At 55.7% G+C, this 18,018-nt stretch carries 15 protein-coding genes; 9 read left to right on the top strand and 6 right to left on the bottom strand.

The features are described from left to right. Positions 1–2: 2 nt before the first annotated feature. The 7 genes from GG681_RS15625 to GG681_RS15600 all read left to right on the top strand — a co-directional run bounded on the left by GG681_RS15625 (position 3) and on the right by GG681_RS15600 (position 7,406). Positions 3–611, top strand: coding sequence for a TorD/DmsD family molecular chaperone (locus GG681_RS15625; RefSeq protein WP_153548967.1), 609 nt, complete (start codon positions 3–5; stop codon positions 609–611). 73 nt (positions 612–684) lie between these two features. After that, on the top strand, positions 685–882 hold the full coding sequence (locus GG681_RS15620) for a twin-arginine translocation signal domain-containing protein (protein WP_153548966.1): 198 nt from the start codon (positions 685–687) through the stop codon (positions 880–882). A 122-nt stretch (positions 883–1,004) separates the two neighbouring features. Then, positions 1,005–3,899, top strand: a complete 2,895-nt coding sequence (locus GG681_RS15615; RefSeq protein ID WP_153548965.1) for a formate dehydrogenase subunit alpha — start codon at positions 1,005–1,007, stop codon at positions 3,897–3,899. A 12-nt stretch (positions 3,900–3,911) separates the two neighbouring features. Further along, a complete protein-coding gene (fdh3B, locus tag GG681_RS15610; protein WP_153548964.1) occupies positions 3,912–4,505 on the top strand; it encodes a formate dehydrogenase FDH3 subunit beta in 594 nt (197 codons plus the stop codon). 91 nt (positions 4,506–4,596) lie between these two features. Beyond that, positions 4,597–5,784 carry a formate dehydrogenase subunit gamma gene (locus GG681_RS15605; RefSeq protein ID WP_153548963.1) on the top strand — a complete coding sequence of 396 codons (1,188 nt, stop codon included), beginning with the start codon at positions 4,597–4,599 and terminating at the stop codon, positions 5,782–5,784. A gap of 138 nt (positions 5,785–5,922) precedes the next feature. Next, positions 5,923–6,057 carry a hypothetical protein gene (locus GG681_RS18035; RefSeq protein WP_268969012.1) on the top strand — a complete coding sequence of 45 codons (135 nt, stop codon included), beginning with the start codon at positions 5,923–5,925 and terminating at the stop codon, positions 6,055–6,057. Beyond that, the gene (locus GG681_RS15600; protein WP_153548962.1) at positions 6,057–7,406 is read left to right on the top strand and encodes a sigma-54-dependent transcriptional regulator; all 1,350 of its coding nucleotides are present in this window, start codon (positions 6,057–6,059) and stop codon (positions 7,404–7,406) included. The genes GG681_RS18035 and GG681_RS15600 overlap by 1 nt, the downstream gene beginning before the upstream one ends. A 19-nt stretch (positions 7,407–7,425) precedes the next feature. On the opposite strand, the gene GG681_RS15595 is transcribed toward GG681_RS15600, so the two are convergent. Together GG681_RS15595 and GG681_RS15590 are read right to left on the bottom strand one after the other, a co-directional pair. Then, a complete protein-coding gene (locus GG681_RS15595; RefSeq protein ID WP_153548961.1) occupies positions 7,426–9,396 on the bottom strand; it encodes a sensor histidine kinase in 1,971 nt (656 codons plus the stop codon). Between the two features lie 76 nt (positions 9,397–9,472). Beyond that, positions 9,473–9,967, bottom strand: a complete 495-nt coding sequence (locus GG681_RS15590; protein ID WP_153548960.1) for a hypothetical protein — start codon at positions 9,965–9,967, stop codon at positions 9,473–9,475. Positions 9,968–10,259: 292 nt separating this feature from the next. On the opposite strand from GG681_RS15590, the gene GG681_RS15585 reads away from it, so the two are divergent. Next, entirely contained in the window at positions 10,260–11,804 is a 1,545-nt protein-coding gene (locus GG681_RS15585; protein WP_153548959.1) for a class I SAM-dependent methyltransferase, read from the top strand. Between the two features lie 67 nt (positions 11,805–11,871). Here the strand turns inward: GG681_RS15585 and gap are convergent, their stop codons facing one another. Beyond that, on the bottom strand, positions 11,872–12,876 hold the full coding sequence (gap, locus tag GG681_RS15580) for a type I glyceraldehyde-3-phosphate dehydrogenase (protein WP_153548958.1): 1,005 nt from the start codon (positions 12,874–12,876) through the stop codon (positions 11,872–11,874). Between the two features lie 154 nt (positions 12,877–13,030). On the opposite strand from gap, the gene GG681_RS15575 reads away from it, so the two are divergent. Further along, positions 13,031–14,035, top strand: a complete 1,005-nt coding sequence (locus tag GG681_RS15575) for a LacI family DNA-binding transcriptional regulator (protein WP_153548957.1) — start codon at positions 13,031–13,033, stop codon at positions 14,033–14,035. A gap of 51 nt (positions 14,036–14,086) precedes the next feature. Here the strand turns inward: GG681_RS15575 and GG681_RS15570 are convergent, their stop codons facing one another. The 3 genes from GG681_RS15570 to GG681_RS15560 are packed head-to-tail and all read right to left on the bottom strand — an operon-like array spanning position 14,087 to position 17,966. Further along, on the bottom strand, positions 14,087–15,232 hold the full coding sequence (locus GG681_RS15570) for an iron-containing alcohol dehydrogenase (protein ID WP_153548956.1): 1,146 nt from the start codon (positions 15,230–15,232) through the stop codon (positions 14,087–14,089). Further along, positions 15,229–16,608, bottom strand: a complete 1,380-nt coding sequence (locus GG681_RS15565) for an aldehyde dehydrogenase family protein (protein WP_153548955.1) — start codon at positions 16,606–16,608, stop codon at positions 15,229–15,231. Before GG681_RS15565 ends, GG681_RS15570 begins: the two co-directional genes overlap by 4 nt. After that, positions 16,605–17,966, bottom strand: a complete 1,362-nt coding sequence (locus GG681_RS15560) for a glutamine synthetase family protein (protein WP_153548954.1) — start codon at positions 17,964–17,966, stop codon at positions 16,605–16,607. Before GG681_RS15560 ends, GG681_RS15565 begins: the two co-directional genes overlap by 4 nt. Positions 17,967–18,018 lie beyond the last annotated feature (52 nt).

Below are 18,018 nucleotides of genomic sequence, written 5' to 3'. Positions count from 1 at the left end.
CGATGACTGCAGTGGCCGAAAGCCCAAAGATTGCCGAAGAAGACCGTTTGCGTGCGGATCTCTATAATTTTCTGGGCCTGTTGCTCTCGGGGCCGCCCGAACAGATGTTGCTGGATCAAACCGCGGGTCTGAGCGGCGATGACAGCCCGCTTGGCCAGGCTGTGAGCGCATTGGCAAAAGTTGCCCAAAAGACCCGTCCGGATGGGGTGGAACGTGAATTCAACAAGCTGTTCATCGGCCTCGGCCGTGGGGAGCTGTTGCCCTATGCCAGCTACTATCTGACCGGTTTTTTGAATGAAAAACCCTTGGCGGCACTGCGTCAGGATATGGTCGCGCGCGGCATGGAACGGGCGCAAAACGTTTATGAACCCGAAGACAATATCGCTTCTTTAATGGAGATGATGGGGGCGTTGATTGTGGGCCGGTTTGGCACTGCTGCGCCGCTTTCCGATCAGAAGGTGTTTTTTAACAAACACATCGCGCCCTGGGCTGGGCATTTTTTCAGTGATCTCGAAGGTGCCAAAGCTTCGGTCTTTTATGCCTCAGTTGCCCATGTGGGGCGGGTGTTCATGGAGATTGAAACAGAAGCCTTTCGGATGAGCGCGCAATGATGCGCAAAACCGGAGAGGCAGCAGCCTTTCCAAATGAAGCGTGAGCCGAAAACCAACAGGAGGAGGATCACAGATGAGCAAGAAGGCAGAGAACGGCAGCAGTCGTCGTGACTTTTTGAAACTGGCGGCAACAACCGCCCCAGTGGCAGCCGTTGCGGTGGCCACAAGCGGTTCGGACGCGGCGGCAGCGCCTGCGGAGCCTGATCTGGCGTCTGACAAGATGCAAGATACTGCACATACCCGTGCCTATTACGAAAGCATCCGGTTCTGATCTGAGAGCCGGGCGCTGAGCCTAACCCCAGCCGCTGGCATCTGGTTGCGAAACGCCCACCCGCCGCGCGGTTCAACATTCAAACCGAGCAATCCCGATCGGGACAGCTAGGGAGGTTTAAAATGCTTAGGAAAAAGACCAACGGGGTTGCGAAACGCCCCCAGCGGACAAGTATCCTGTCCAAGGTTGCGGAAACATCCGTTGACCGCCGTGCATTTCTGCGTGGATCCGGCCTCGCCATTGGTGGCTTGGCTGCTATCAGCGCTACAGGCGGCAGCGTAACACAGGCCAATGCGGCCGCGGCTGCAACCGGCGCGATGAATACAGTTAAATCCGTTTGTACCCACTGTTCCGTTGGCTGCACCGTTGTGGCCGAGGTGCAGGGTGGTGTCTGGGTTGGGCAAGAGCCCGGCTGGGACAGCCCGTTCAACCTGGGTGCGCATTGCGCCAAAGGTGCCTCTGTGCGCGAACATGCTCACGGTGAACGCCGCCTGAAGTACCCGATGAAAAAAGAGGGTGGCGAATGGAAGCGCATCTCCTGGGAGCAGGCCATCGATGAGGTGGGCGACCAGATGATGCAGATCCGCGAAGAAAGCGGATCCGACAGTGTGTATTGGCTGGGTTCGGCCAAACACAGCAACGAACAGGCCTATCTGTTCCGCAAATTTGCCGCCTATTGGGGCACCAATAACGTCGATCACCAGGCGCGGATCTGTCACTCAACCACGGTTGCGGGTGTTGCCAATACATGGGGCTACGGCGCCATGACCAACAGCTACAACGACATCCACAATTCGCGTGCGATCTTTATCATTGGTGGTAACCCTGCTGAAGCACACCCGGTATCGCTGCAGCACGTGCTGAAGGCCAAAGAGCAAAACAACGCGCCATTGATCGTATGTGATCCGCGCTTTACCCGCACTGCGGCCCATGCGGACGAATATGTGCGGTTCCGTCCCGGCACCGATGTGGCGCTGGTCTGGGGGCTGCTGTGGCACATCTTTGAAAACGGTTGGGAAGACAAAGAGTTCATCCGCACCCGTGTTTGGGGCATGGACCAGATCCGCACCGAGGTAAAGAAATGGAACCCCGAAGAGGTCGAGCGCGTCACTGGCGCACCGGGTGAGCAGCTGCGTCGCGTGGCTCATACGCTTGTGAACAACCGTCCCGGCACCGTGATCTGGTGTATGGGTGGCACACAGCACACCACCGGTAACAACAACACCCGTGCCTATTGTGTGCTGCAGCTGGCGCTGGGCAACATGGGCACCTCGGGTGGTGGCACCAATATCTTCCGTGGCCACGACAACGTGCAGGGCGCAACCGACCTTGGCGTTCTGTCCCACACTCTGCCGGGCTACTATGGCCTGACCGGAGGCGCATGGGCGCATTGGGGCCGTGTCTGGGGTGAAGATGGCGAGTGGCTGTCCAACCGCTTTGGCTCCATCAAGGGGGCTGACGGCAAAGAAAAGTCGATGCAGAACCTCAAGGGTATCCCGGTGAGCCGCTGGATCGACGGTGTCTTGGAAGATGGTGCAAACATCGACCAGCCCAACAATGTTCGGGCCATGGTTCTTTGGGGACACGCGCCGAACTCGCAGACGCGTATGACGGAAATGAAAACCGCCATGGAGAAACTGGACATGCTGGTCGTGATCGACCCGTATCCAACAGTTTCGGCGATTTTGCATGATCGCACCGATGGGGTTTATCTGCTGCCAGCTTCAACGCAGTTTGAAACCCGTGGCTCGGTCACCGCGTCCAACCGCTCGCTGCAGTGGCGTGAAAAGGTGGTGGATCCACTGTTTGAATCCAAGCCTGATCACATCATCATTGCGAAGTTTGCCAAGAAGTTCGGTTTTGCAGATCGTCTGTTCCGCAATATCGAGATGGAAGACGACGAGACCCCCAACATCGAAAGCATCACCCGCGAGTTCAATCGCGGCATGTGGACCGTTGGTTATACCGGTCAGTCTCCGGAGCGGATCAAACTGCATATGGAGAACCAGCACACCTTTGACAAAACCACGCTGCGCGCGGTTGGTGGTCCGGCACATGGGGATTACTACGGTTTGCCGTGGCCCTGCTGGGGCACGCCAGAGATGAACCACCCGGGCACGCCGAACCTCTATGACATGTCACAGCCTGTGTCTGAGGGTGGCCTGACATTCCGCGCGCGTTTTGGTGTGGAACGTGATGGTGAGAACCTGTTGGCCGAAGGGGTTTATTCCAAGAACTCCGAGATCAAGGACGGCTATCCCGAGTTTACCATGCAGATGCTGATGGATCTTGGCTGGGATGGTGATCTGACCGCAGAAGAACGCGCAAGCATTGATGCGGTTGCGGGACCCAAAACCAACTGGAAAACCGACCTTTCAGGCGGTATCCAGCGTGTTGCGATCAAGCATGAGTGTGCGCCTTTTGGCAACGCCAAGGCCCGTGCGGTTGTCTGGACCTTCCCGGATCCAATTCCGATCCACCGTGAGCCGCTTTATACCAATCGTCGTGATCTGGTTGCGGACTACCCCACGTATGAGGACCGCAAAGACTATCGTCTGCCGACCCTTTATGCCTCGATCCAGAAAAAGGATGTGTCCAAGGATTACCCGATTATCCTGACCTCCGGCCGTCTGGTTGAATATGAAGGTGGTGGTGAAGAGACCCGTTCCAACCCTTGGTTGGCGGAACTTCAGCAGGACATGTTTGTGGAGATCAACCCACGTGACGCCAATGATCTGGGTGTACGCGATGGTGCGCAGGTCTGGGTTGAAGGCCCTGAGGGTGGCAAGGTCAAAGTGATGGCCATGGTAACCCCCCGTGTTGGTGAAGGTGTGGCGTTCATGCCGTTCCACTTTGGTGGGCACTTCCAGGGCGAAGACCTGCGTCACAAGTATCCGGAAGGCGCTGACCCCTATGTCTTGGGTGAAAGCACCAACACCGCGCAGACCTACGGGTATGACTCAGTCACGCAGATGCAGGAGACGAAATGTACTCTCTGCAAGATCAGCGCAGCATAAGGAGAAACCAAGATGGCAAGAGCTAAGTTCCTGTGTGACGCTGAACGCTGCATCGAATGCAACGCCTGTGTCACCGCTTGTAAGAACGAGCATGAGGTGCCTTGGGGCATCAACCGCCGTCGTGTGGTAACCATCAATGATGGTTACCCCGGCGAACGGTCGATCTCTGTCGCCTGTATGCATTGTTCGGATGCGCCCTGTATGGCGGTCTGCCCGGTAGATTGTTTCTATCAGTCTGAAGAGGGTGTGGTTCTGCACTCCAAAGACCTCTGCATCGGTTGTGGTTACTGTTTCTACGCGTGCCCGTTTGGCGCGCCGCAGTATCCGCAGGCGGGTAATTTTGGCAGCCGTGGCAAGATGGACAAATGTACCTTCTGCGCGGGCGGTCCAGAGGAGAACAACTCTGCAGCGGAATTCCAGAAATACGGGCGCAACCGTATTGCGGAAGGCAAGCTGCCGATCTGTGCAGAGATGTGTTCCACCAAGGCGCTGCTTGCTGGTGACGGTGATACCGTTTCTGCGGTGTACCGCGAACGTGTGGTTGCCCGTGGCTTTGGCACTGGTGCCTGGGGCTGGGGAACCGCCTACGATCAAAAAGGCGGCTAAGGCCTTTTAAACGACAAGCGATGGCCCGGGTTCGCCGGGCCATTTCGCGTCACTAAAGTTACAACTCATATATATCTAAAGGAGTGTGCCGATGCTGCGCATTGCTTTTGCACTTCTCTGGGCGGCTTTGACCGCTTTGGTGTCGGTGCCTGCTTTGGCTCAATCCACGCCGGATCGTTCTGCCACTGGCGGGGCGCAGACGCTTGACGACATTCTCGCGCGTCAACAGCAGCTGCAGCTGGACGATGGTTTCCGGCGCAACAATGTGGGCAACCCGGATCAGGCGGCAGCGACGACGGATCAGCTTGGCACCCTTGGTGGCGTGTCAGATTCCGAAGTTTGGCGCGCGCTGCGCTATGATACGGCTGACGTGCGCGTATCCGCCGGTGGCGACGTGGCAAGCGTTCTTATCCAGGACGGCGGCATGCGCTGGCTAATGTTTCGCGACGGGCCACTGCGCAGCTATGGCGGCTGGTTGTTGATCGGCACATTGGGCGCGCTGGTTGTATTTTACCTGCTGCGTGGTCGTATTGGTGTCGACGGTGAAAGCACTGGCAAGACCGTCACACGGTTCAAGGCGATTGAACGCTTTGCCCATTGGATGTTGGCGGGCTCCTTTATCCTGCTTGGAGTTACTGGTCTTTTTACCCTGTTTGGTCGGGTGGGGATCATACCGCTTTTGGGACATGAGGCGAATTCGGTCCTGCTGATTGGCGGAAAATGGATCCACAACAATGTATCCTGGGCCTTTATGCTGGCGCTGCTGATGGTGTTTTTCATGTGGGTTGGTCACAATATTCCCAGCCGCGGTGATATTGTCTGGATCAAGCAGTTTGGCGGCATCATTGGTAAAAACCACCCGCCTGCAAAGAAATTCAATGCGGGCCAAAAGGTGATTTTCTGGTCGGTGATCCTGTTTGGTGGCTCTATCGCGATCTCGGGCGTGTCGCTGTTGTTCCCGTATGAGCTACCGCTTTTTGCCAAGACCTTTGCCTTCCTCAACACAACGGGTGTGCCTGAACTTGTTGGTCTTGGGACATTGCCAACCAGCCTTGCACCGCAGGAAGAAATGCAGCTTGCGCAGCTGTGGCACGCGATTGTGGCCTTTGTGCTGATGGCGATTGTGATTGCCCATATCTATATCGGCTCTGTTGGTATGGAAGGTGCATACGACGCCATGGGCAGCGGTGAGGTGGATGAAGCCTGGGCACATCAGCACCACTCTATCTGGCTGGAAGAAGAAAAATCTAAGGCTGCAGCACGCCATGCAGCTGAGTAAAAGCCTGTGCGAATTTGCAGCGCGCTGGCCTTTGTTTGGCGCGCTGCCTAGGCTAGTATGTCCAATTGCGCCATGTGTATTTCAGGCTGATGTATTTCGGTCAGATACAGGCATGGCATCCATTGAGGGATGGAACAGATGAAAGTGATGTTTACCGGGTTTGCTGCCATTTTCCTGATTGCTGTGGCTGCGGATTTTTTGCTCGATGAAATCGGTTTTTCGGCAGCTGACCGGTTGTCGGGCGATGCTGTGCGGTTGAGTGAAGAGCATTGATGCAAGCCCCAGCACCGCGTGACGAATATGGCGACAGTCTTGTAGGCGCATCGATTCTGATCATCGATGACGAACCGGGCATGCGCAATTTCATGTCCAAAATCCTTGAACCGCGGTGCAAGCGGGTAGAGCAGGCGGCCTCAGCTGCGGAGGCGACGGCGATTTTGGATCAGAGCCATTTTGATCTGGTGATCCTCGACAATATCATGCCTGGCAAAACCGGTCTCGAGTGGGTGCAAGAGCAGCATAAGGTTGGCCTGTTCGCCGACACGATACTGGTCACCGCCTATGCGGATCTGGAAACCGCCATTCAGGCATTGCGTTCTGGTGTTGCCGATTTTGTTCTGAAGCCCTTTCGGGCCAATCAGATCCTGAACTCAGTCGCGCGGGCGTTGGATCGTAAATATCTGCGCCGCGAAAACTACCTGCTGAAACATGAGCTCTCGGTTGAGGGAGGGGCGACGCGTGGGCGTCTGCTGGGCAAATCCGCCGTCATCAACAAGGCGCGTGGTATGCTGCGCCGACTGGCGCCACTGCCCACTCCGGTGCTGTTTACCGGGGCAAGCGGGACCGGCAAAGAGATTGCGGCACGCACGCTGCATTCGCTGTCTGATCGCGCGTCCAAACCATTTGTCGCGGTGAACTGCGCCGCCATTGCAGCCGATCGCATCGCGCATGAACTGTTTGGTCAGGCCGATGGGCAAAACAGTGCGCAGGGTGGCCTGTTTATGCACGCAGACGGCGGCACCTTGTTTCTTGATGAGGTCGCGCAGATGCCGGAGCAGGTCCAAGCCGCGCTGTTGCGCGTGCTAGAAGACCAGCGGGTACGCCCGGTTGGGGCAGAGCGTGATATCCCGCTCAATCTGCGTTTTCTTTTTGCCACAAATGCGGATCTCGAAGCGGCGGTGCGCGAGGGGCGTTTTCGCGCGGATCTTTATCACCGTATCAATGTGGTTCAGATAGAAATGCCGCCGCTCAAGGATCGGGTGGAGGATATTGTTGAACTTGCAGCCTTTTTTATGGAGCAGTTCTCAACCACGCTGGGCATGCCACCTATGGCGCTGAACGAAGAGACCTTGCTGAAGTTCAGCCGCTATGACTGGCCTGGCAATGTGCGTGAGCTGCGCAATCTGATTGAACGCTCGATGATCCTGGGCGAATTCCCGGAAGAGTTTTCGGGCCAGGGTGAGGTGACCGGGCAGGCGGCGATTGAATCGCTTGATCTTGTTACACAGCGCCACATTATGCATGTGTTGGACGCCTGTGAGGGCAACCGCGCTGAGGCCGCGCGCCGTCTTGGTGTTTCACGTAAAACCATCGATCGCAAATGTGCGTCCTGGGGATTGTGACCTTTTACTGAGCAGCGAGTTACTGAGCCGCGAGTTTTGTCGCTGGTGCAGCGGGCAGCCAAATTCTGAAGGCTGCCCCACCACTGCTGCGGTTTTCAGCCGTTATAAAACCACCTGCGCTTTGGATCAGGGTCTGGCTGATAGAAAGGCCAAGCCCGGTGCCTTTGCCGATCTTGGTGGTAAAAAACGGATCAAACAGTTTGTTGAGCTTGTCTGCTGCGATGCCCGGGCCCGTATCCGCAACCGTCAGTTCAACACCTGCCACATCGCTTCGTTCTTTTGCACGCAGGCCCAGCGTCAGCGTGCCGGTCCCTTCCATCGCCTGAGATGCATTGATGATCAGGTTGATGACGACTTGTTGCAATTCACCCGGATCAATACGCACGTCGGGCACCGCATCGAGTGAGGTTTCAACAGAGATGTTCTGTTGTGAAATCATATGGGCGACCAGCAGCAAGCAGTCTTCAATCAGGGGGGCGATATTGAGGCTTTCGGCGAAGTTGCCGTAATCAGACGGGCGGGAGAATTTCAGCAGTTTTCCAACAATGGCGCTGATACGCATGACCTGATTGTCGATAAGATCAAGCTCGGTTTTAATGGGGGCCGCCTCAGTGTCGAGCGTCATGCGGATCACATCCACATTGCCCTGAATAACCGCGACCGGATTGTTGATTTCATGGGCAACGCCTGCGGTGATTTCCCCGATGGAGGCGAGCTTTTCGGCAGTGACCAGTTGATGATACGTGTCTTCGAGCTTTGCATTGGTCGCCTTCAGCTCGGCGGTGCGTTCCTCGACCCGTGTGTTCAGCTCTTCTGCCCAGTCGCGCAGTTTCTGATCCCGCTCCTGAACCTGATCGAGCAGCATATCAAGATCCTGTGCAACCTGACCGATTTCATCGCCAGTGGACACCAGGCCAATGCGTGCGGCGAGGTTGCCTTGTTTTACTCGGTGCATTGTCTTGGTCATGCGTTCAAGCGGTGCAAAGACGCCTTTTGCCAGCGACAAAAACAGTGGCGCAGAAATGGCCATCACCGCGATGAATGCAAAAAGGATGCTCCAGTAGGCGGCGCGTTTTGCAGCCGAGAAGGGCGCTTCAACAAAGCCAACATAGAGCATGCCGATGCGTTGGCCAAAACTGTCACTCAAGGGGAGGTAGCCTGAGATGTACCAATCATTCACCACAAAGGCACGATCAAGCCAGGTTTCACCTTTCACCAGCACCGCGTTGCTGACAACGGCTGAAACACGTGTGCCAAGCGCGCGCACGTCTTCAAACAGGCGCACATTGGTGGATATGCGTGTGTCATCCAGAAACAGCGTGGCTGTGCCCTTGCGGCCGCGCTCTTGCGCGCTGTCCTGGTAGACGAGGCTGTTTATGGTGTCGATGAAGGTGAGGTTGCGGTTTAAGAGTATCCCACCAACCAGGATGCCACGATGCCCTTTGAGCTGCACAGGTGCGGCGGCGTGGATGATCATACCGCGGTCTTCAACGGTCCGTTTGGTTGGGACCGCGGCCTCAGTTTTAAGTAAGGGCATCCGGGCACGATCTGCCAGTGTTTTAGAGTATTGCGCCAAATTCTCTGACGTGAATACATCGATGTATGAGCGGGTTTTCCCCCGTGAGGCAGCCTCAACCACGGGCCATCTAAGATGCTCTGGAGCCAGCTGCGCCAGCGGTATGTAAACAAGGAAATCGAGATCCAGGTTGCGTTGGCGTTGGGTTAGAAAACGTCTCCGTTCGCGGGCAGGCGCGTCCAGCACCTCGCGGAGCAATTCAGATTCAGCAAGGCTTTGTAGTGCGCCACCTGTGCCAGCTTTAAGTTGTTCAAGATACTGCCGCGCGATTTTCAGATCGCTTTCGACTTTTGAAATCAAAACATCATCGTAATCCGCATTCCAACGCGCCATCGCCAAGGTCAGCAGTAGCGGGATCAAAACGCTGATGGGAAGCAGGGCCAGCAACAGCAGTCGAAGTCGTACGGAGCGCAAGGCACCACCTGTTTGTGAAGATGTGTTCAATTGGTGCCGGACTGTTGCATATTCCGCCCATCAGGTACAGCGTGCGCTATTCTCCGCGCAGGCGGCGCGACAGCTTTGGAGCCCTGCTTTTGGGCGACAGCCAGATGCCCAAGAAACGCTCGCGCGCGCCCGGATGGTTGACTGAGCAGGTGCGCCGCCCGTTCAGGGACAAGTTGACCCGGTTTTTCGCCGGAGAGACCGCGACATAGCGATCGCCCGTTTTGACATCTCGAAAACAGCTGCGCAGTTTCGCCATGAACTCCTGGTGATCTGCGGGCTTGCCCTCGAGGCGGCTGATTTCGATTACAGCTGAGCCTGCAAGTTTCTTGCCGCTGACACCGGTTTTATAGATCAATTCCAGTGCAAGAGGGTTGTTCCAGCTGAAACCACGCGCCGATTGGGTATAAAGCGTTGCATCGTAGATATTAACGCCAAGCCATCGAAAGGACGCACTGCCAAGGCGCACCGCATTGGATAGCCCTACATCCGCGATAGCCATATTTGCAGTCAGGCCAAACAGCAAAATGAATGCAAGCCTCATCGTTTTCTCCCCGCTTTGTGTGTTTAAGCCAAATTTTCGAATTGGTTCTTTCACTTGAACTAGGAGGCTTGGTTTGGCTTTCCAGTTAGGTGGCAGGGTCGCCCAGGCAACAGATGTGCGGAGATATCTAAAAATTTTAGGATAATTCTGATCACGCACCGCGGGCGTAAAGGTTTGCTCCAGACATTTTTCTTAAAACAGCTGCGTGAATGATACGGATTGATGCAACGTGGTTCCCAGAAGGGGCAGGCATCATCTGTTGGCTATGACAAGAGAGCAGCAGGACCTTAGAATGAGCGATTGGACAGCCGGATATACCGCGGAACTGGATTACACATTTGATTTTCAAAGAGAACTGACACCATCCTTTTTGCAGTTCTGCGCAACGTCAAAAGGGGCCAAACATCCATTCGACCGCAAGGATGTAACCTATTGTGAGTTGGGCTGCGGCTATGGCATGGCAGCAAATCTTTTGGCTGCGGCCAATCCCCATATCGATTTCTACGCTATGGATTTTAACCCAGCGCATATTGCCAACGCAGATGAGCTGGCGCAGGAAGCCGGGCTGGAGAATTTGAAATTCTACGAACAGTCCTTTGAAGAGTTTCAGACCGAGCCGTCTTTGCCAGATCAATTTGACGTGATCTCGCTGCATGGTGTGTACACGTGGGTGTCAAAGGAAAATCAGGACATCCTGATCAACTTTATCAGCAAACGCCTGAAGCCGGGTGGTTTTGTCTATGTGAGCTACAATACGCTGCCGGGCTGGGCATCGGCCTTTCCACTGAGCCGTTTGTTTGGTGACAAAATCGAAGCTGGCCAAGGCACCATCGAAGAGCGGATTGAAGCGGCATTGGAGTTCTGCGAAAAACTGCAGGCGTCAGGTGCAAAGTACTTTGTTGACAATCCCGGTCTGGAAAAGCGTCTGAAGAAGATGCGTTCCATGTCCAAAAACTATCTGGCGCATGAATATCTGGCACAGGATTGGCGCCCGATGCATTTCGCCGATATGGCGGCGGATATGGGGCAGGCCAAACTGTCCTTCCTCGGCTCAGCCAACCCAATTGATCATGTGGATGTTGTCAATTTGACTGAGGCGCAACAGGGGCTTTTGGCGCTTGAGGTTGATCCGATACGTCGTGAAGGCCTGCGCGATGTCTTGGTGAATGAGCAGTTCCGCACCGATATTTTCTCACGCGGGCATCTGCAACATACCGAACGCGGTGCTGTTGGGGCGTGGTTCAACACCACCTTTGCGTTGACGCGGCCCTTTGATGGTGAAGCGCCCAAGATCAGCTGGCGACTGGGTGAAGTTCCCGTTGATGTGGCAGACTGCGGCCCGATCCTGCGCGCATTGTCACAAGGTCCGGCCAGCGTCAAAACGCTGTTGGATCAGGGCGTATTTGGTGAGATGACCTTGATTGAGATCACCACGATGCTGACCATTCTGGCAAGTGCGACCCACATCACTCCGTGCCTGCCCCTAGAGGGCCTGAACGAGCGGGTCGAGAGCTGCCGCGCGATGAATGCGGCGGTGGCAAAGCGCGCCGAAGACAGCGAGAACATTCATTTCCTAGCATCGCCGGTGACAGGTGGTGGCATACAGGTCAATCGTTTCGAACAGCTGTTCCTGATTGCGCTTAGCGAAGGGCGTCAGAGCCCGGCGGAGTGGGCCGATCTCGCCTGGACCATTTTGGCGCCGCAGGGGCAGCGGGTGCTGAAAGACGGTCGTCATTTGGAAACGCCTGAGGAAAACCTGCGAGAGCTTGCTGCACAGGCAGAAGAATTTGCAGTGCTTCGCCTGCCCATTCTGAAAACTCTGGGTGTTCCGTTTTAAGGCATCGACATAGAAATACAAAAGGCCGCGCAAACGCGCGGCCTTTTGTGGTTTTGGGCAAGGTCGTTTAGGACAGGAATTGCCCCATCGCGCGACCAGTGTCGAGCATGCGGTTTGAGAAGCCCCATTCGTTATCATACCAGCTGACCACACGTACCAGGCCTTCGGAGGTGACAGATGTCTGCGCCGCCGCATAGGTGGAAGAGTGGCTGTCGTGGTTGAAATCGATCGAGACCAGCGGTGCATCGCTGTAGGCCAGAACACCTTTCAGCGCACCCTCTGCAGCGGTTTTCACGGCTGCATCAATCGCGTCCACGGATGTCGCACGTTCTGGCATGAAGGTGAAATCCACCAGAGAGACATTCGGTGTTGGCACACGGATTGCAGAGCCTTCCAAACGGCCTTTCAGGTGAGGGAGAACCTCTGAAATAGCGCGTGCGGCACCAGTTGAGGTGGGGATCATCGACATGGCGGCTGCGCGCGCGCGGTAGAGATCCTTGTGGCTGGTGTCATGGGTTGGCTGATCGCCGGTGTAGGCATGGATCGTGGTCATGTAACCAGTTTTGATGCCAAAGGCGTCGTCCAGAACCTTTGCAAGCGGTGCCAGACAGTTGGTGGTGCAAGAGGCGTTGGAAACGATCACATCGGATGCGGTCAGATCCGTATGGTTCACCCCGTAGACAACGGTGCGGTCACTGTCTTTACCGGGCGCGGAAATCAGAACCCGCTTGGAGCCATTTTTGAGGTGCAGCGCAGCCTTGTCACGCGCGGTGAATAGCCCGGTGCATTCATAGGCGATGTCAACGTCACCCCAGGGCAGCTCTTCGGGATTGCGGATCGCTGTCAGGCGAATGGACTGATTGCCTACAGTCAAAACATCGCCTTCGACGCTGACCTGGGCGTTCAGCCGGCCATGAATACTGTCGTATTGCAGCAGGTGCGCCAATGTTTCCGGCGGCGACAGATCGTTGATGGCAACAACGTCGATGTCTTGAATGTCATTTTCCAGAATCGCGCGCAGTACATTGCGGCCGATACGGCCAAAACCGTTGATAGCAATTTTTAGGGTCATGGAGCCTCCTCCGGTCTTTTACCGGGCAAAACACACTCTGGATGAGCGGTTGTTGTATCGATTGCGGTACCGGTAGCGTTAACATAGAGGAAAATCAAGTCCTGAAATTTTGCGTTAGTTGTCGCATTATGGGGAAAATCGGGTATGAACAGGCATGGCCAAGAAGCTTGTACTAAAAGATATTGCACGTCTGGCGGGGGTTAGTGAGATGACCGCATCACGCGCTTTGCGTGATGCGCCTGATGTGTCAAAAGCTACGAAGGCCAAAGTAGAACAGATCGCTGCAGCCAATGGCTATGTGCCAAACCGAATAGCAGGATCACTTTCGTCACAGTCCGTGAACCTTGTTGCGGTTGTGGTTCCTTCGTTGAACAGCTTTGTGTTTCCTGAGGTTTTGTCCGGTGTCTCAGCAACCTTGGCTGCAAGCCCGTTGAAACCAGTGGTTGGCATCACCGGATACGACCTTGAAGAAGAGGAAGAGGTCATACGGGAGATGCTCAGCTGGCGACCATCCGGTTTGATCGTTGCAGGGCTTGAGCACACCGATACCACACGACGGATGATGGAACAGGCCTCTTGCCCGGTGGTTGAGGTAATGGATACCGATGGTGATCCGGTCAGCCATTGCGTTGGGATTTCCCACCATCTGGCCGGCTATGAAATGGGACAGGCCATTCTAGCCCGCAATTACACGCGTATCGGTTTTATTGGAACAAAGCTGCCGCGGGATTTTCGGGCGGCGAAGCGGATGCAGGGCTTTGTTCAGGCTCTAAAAGAAGCCGATGTCGCGCTGGTGGAACAGGTCACCTACTCAGGAGATTCATCGATCCATACCGGGCGGGAACTGACGGCGCAGATCCTCGGAGATCATCCAGATATCGAATGTCTGTATTACTCAAGTGATGTGATGTCGGTTGGCGGGTTGATGCATTGTCTGGCCACAGGGCTTTCGGTGCCCCAAGATATTGCATTGGCCGGTTTTAACAATCTTGAGATTTTGCAGGGCCTGCCCCTTGCGCTGGCAACAACGGATGCGCGGCGGCGCGAAATCGGAGAGCGAGCGGCTCAGATCGTGCTCAAAGCGCGAGAAGCGCGCAGCCCGCTTGCGCCGATCCTTGAGGTCCTGTCTCCAACCACCAACCTGGGGCAGACACTATAAAGCCCCCTCCAGTGGCTGGAAGGGGCTCGGATTACATGCGGGTCTGGTTGATCAGAGTGCTGCGTTAAAGAGACCGGTTAGGTTTTCTTTCGTCAGCTCAATCGGGTTACCACCACAAGATGGATCAATCAGCGCGCCTTTTACCAATTCCGGGATGGCTGCCGTCGTGACACCCAGTTCGGACAGTTTACGTGGAATACCAAGGCTATCGTTGAGTTCCTGCACATAGGTACGGAAACCTTCAAATCCGCCCTCGATTCCCAGATAGGCGGCTGCCTGATCAAAGCGTGCGGCAATTTCCGGCGCGTTGAATTCCAACACCGCAGGCATACAGACCGCGTTGGTGGTGCCGTGGTGGGTGTTGAACACTGCACCAATCGGGTGGCTCATGGCGTGAATGGCACCGAGGCCTTTTTGAAATGCGGTTGCACCCATGGCCGCTGCCGACATCATGTGGGCGCGGGCTTCAAGGTCGCTGCCATTTTCATAGGCGCGGGGCAGGTATTCTTTGACCAGACGCATACCTTCGAGCGCGATACCCTGTGACATCGGGTGATAAAACGGCGAGGAATAGGCCTCAACACAATGGGCAAAAGCATCAAGCCCTGTGCCTGCGGTGATGAACTTCGGCATGCCCACGGTCAGTTCGGGGTCGCAGATCACAATGGTTGGCAGCACCTTGGGGTGAAAGATGATTTTCTTCACATGGGTTTCGGAATTGGTGATGACGCTTGCGCGACCCACTTCAGACCCGGTGCCCGCAGTGGTCGGTACGGCGATAATTGGCGCAATTGCATCCGCGTCTGCACGGGTCCACCAATCGCCTACATCTTCGAAATCCCAGATCGGGCGGGTTTGACCGGCCATAAAGGCCACCATTTTACCCAAATCAAGCCCTGAGCCGCCGCCAAAGGCAATCACACCATCATGGCCGCCTGCATTATAGGCCTCAACACCTGCTGCGAGGTTCAGTTCGTTTGGGTTCGGGTCCACATCTGAAAACAGGCCACGACCGAGGCCAGCAGCCTCTAAGATATCAAGCGTGGCTGCGGTGATCGGTAGATCGGCCAGGCCTTTGTCTGTGACCAGCAGCGGTTTTTTGATTCCGGCGGTTGCACAGGCCTCAGCCAGTTCCTTGATCCGACCGGCGCCAAATTTCATTGCGGTGGGATAGCTCCAGTTTCCAACAAGGTTCATGATGTCACCTTTTTCAGATGGTAAGATTTCGGACGTGTAAGGTTTTGGTAGCCGATGACAGACAAGCCGCCCCCGCGCCCGGTGTTTTTACAGCCGGTCCAGCACAGACCAGGATCAAGGTAGTCGGCCCGGTTCATAAATACGGTGCCGGTTTCGATCTGATCGCCGACGGTGATGGCGCGGTCGAGATCTTTGGTCCAAAGCGAGGCAGTCAGGCCAAACTCGCTGTCGTTCATCAGCTGAATGGCTTCTTCGTCCGAGGAGACCTTCATGATGCCAACAACCGGACCAAAGCTTTCATCGCGCATCACCCGCATGTCGTGGGTGACATTTGTCAGGATCTGGGGCGTGAGATAGGCGCCACCGTCATCTTCCGCGAACGGGTCAATATGGGCGCTGGCGCCAGCTGCAACCGCCTCGCGGATCTGGGCGCGGACTTCTTCGGCAAAGCGCACATTGGCCATTGGGCCCATGGTGGTTTCCTCATCAAGCGGGTTGCCCAGCTTGTAGGAACTGACCACTGCAACCGCTTTGGCAACGAAATCGCTATAGATGCTTTCATGCACATAAATGCGTTCAATTCCGCAGCAACATTGGCCTGCGTTGAACATGGCACCATCGATCAGAGTGTCGACCGCAGCGTCAAGATCTGCGTCTTCCATAACGTAGCCCGGATCTTTGCCGCCCAATTCGGTGCCAACCCCGGTGAAAGTGCCTGCTGCTGCGCGTTCCATGGCCTGACCACCGCCAACTGAGCCGGTGAAATTGACAAAGTCAAAGGCATTGCCTGCAATCAATTCACTGGTGGTGTCGTGATCAAGGAACAGATTTTGGAACACATCCGTAGGCACGCCAGCGGATTTAAACGCCTTGGCCATACGTTCCCCAACCAAAAGGGTTTGGGTTGCGTGTTTCAGCACAACGGTGTTGCCTGCAATCAGGGCAGGGGCGACGGTGTTGATTGCGGTCATATAGGGGTAGTTCCAGGGCGCAACCACCAGCACCACACCATGTGGCACGCGTTTGATATAGCGTTTGAAGGTGGCATCTTCACCAACTTCGATATCGGCGAGTGCCTCGGATGCGATGGTTGCCATATGGGACGCGCGCTCATTAAAGCCGCCAAATTCGCCGCCATAACGCACCGGGCGGCCCATCATATGGGCGAGCTCTGGCACAATCTCATCGTTCATTGCGCCAACGGCGGCAACGCCTGCCATCACCAGATCAATACGTTCCTGCAGCGGGCGTGCGGCCCAGGATTTTTGCGCGTTGCGGGCGGTGGCGACGGCATCACGTGCTGCCTCTGGCGACAGCGTTTCACGCTCGGCAAAAACCGATCCATCAATCGGAGAGATACATTTGAGGGTGCTCATGCTTTTTCCAAACCTCGTGCAATTTCGTAGTCGGTGACCACGCGGTTGAATTCTTCGATTTCCCATTCGGCCGCGCGGGCATAGTGGGTGATGACATCTTCGCCCATGGCTTCTTTGAGCATGTCAGATGCCAAGAGCGCCTCACGGGCGTCGCGTAAGCTGCGCGGAATATGGAGCGCGTCGTCATCGCTATAAGCGTCGCCAGTATAGGGTGTGGGCAGTTCCAGCTGTTCTTCGATACCTTTGAGACCAGCGGCAAGCATCGCGGCCTGGGCCAGATAGGGGTTCATATCAGCACCGGGCACGCGGCATTCCACCCGCACTGCTTTGGTGCCAGCTCCACAGAGGCGGAAGGCGGCGGTGCGATTGTCCACGGACCACACGGTTTGTGTGGGGGCAAAGGAACCTTTGGCAAAGCGTTTATAGCTGTTGATGTAGGGTGCCATGAAATAGGTGTAATCAGCAGCGTATTTCAGCAGCCCTGCCATATAGTGCTCCATCAGGCGGGATTTACCCAGGGGCTGCTCAGCATCAAAAAACGCATTTTGGCCGTTTTTCCAAAGCGACTGATGCACATGGGCGGCAGAGCCGACGCGATCCTGATGCCATTTGGGCAGAAAGCTTGCAGCAAAGCCCTGCTGATGGGCGATTTCTTTGATGCCGTGTTTGGACAGCGTGTGGTGATCCGCAGTTGCAAGCGCTTCGGCGTATTTGACGTTCAGCTCTTCCTGACCGGCTTCTGCCTCACCTTTGGAGCCTTCAACAGGAATACCCATGGCGCGCAGGTGATTGCGGATCGGGCGCATCACCGGCTCTTCCTTGGAGGTTTGAAAGATGTGGTAGTCTTCGTTGTAGTTTGAAATCGGCTGCAGCTTGAAGTCGTTTCGCGCGATTTCATCATGGGTGCCCTGAAACAGGAAAAACTCAAGCTCTGTTGCCATGATCGGCGTGAGCCCCAAAGCCTCAGCGCGTTTGATCTGTTTTTTCAGCATTTCGCGCGGGGCAAAGGGCACGGGCTTATGGTGGTGATGGTCAAGCACATCACAAAGCACCATCGCGGTGCCTTCAAGCCAGGGCACCGGGCGGATGGTGGCAAGATCCGGTTTCATCACATAATCGCCATAGCCGCTCTCCCAGCTGGTGGAGGCAAAGCCATCGGGCGTGGCCATCGCGAGGTCGGTTGCCAGCAAATAGTTGCAGCAATGGGTTTCGTCTTCAGCCATTTCAAGAAAGGCTTCGGCGTGGAACCGTTTGCCCATAAGGCGGCCCTGCATGTCGATCATGCAGGTCAGGACGGTGTCGATCTGGCCGTTTTGGACTTCGGCGCGCAGGGCATCAAGACTGAGGGTGCCGGACATGAGCGGGATCTCTTTTGTTATCAAGCGGAGACCAAGCCAGGGGATAAATCCC

This window comes from Tritonibacter aquimaris, assembly GCF_009617595.1.
In the GTDB taxonomy this organism is placed as follows: domain Bacteria; phylum Pseudomonadota; class Alphaproteobacteria; order Rhodobacterales; family Rhodobacteraceae; genus Epibacterium; species Epibacterium aquimaris.
Note: the sequence above shows the minus strand (reverse complement) of the source record. Positions and strands in the feature narration are given on the sequence as shown.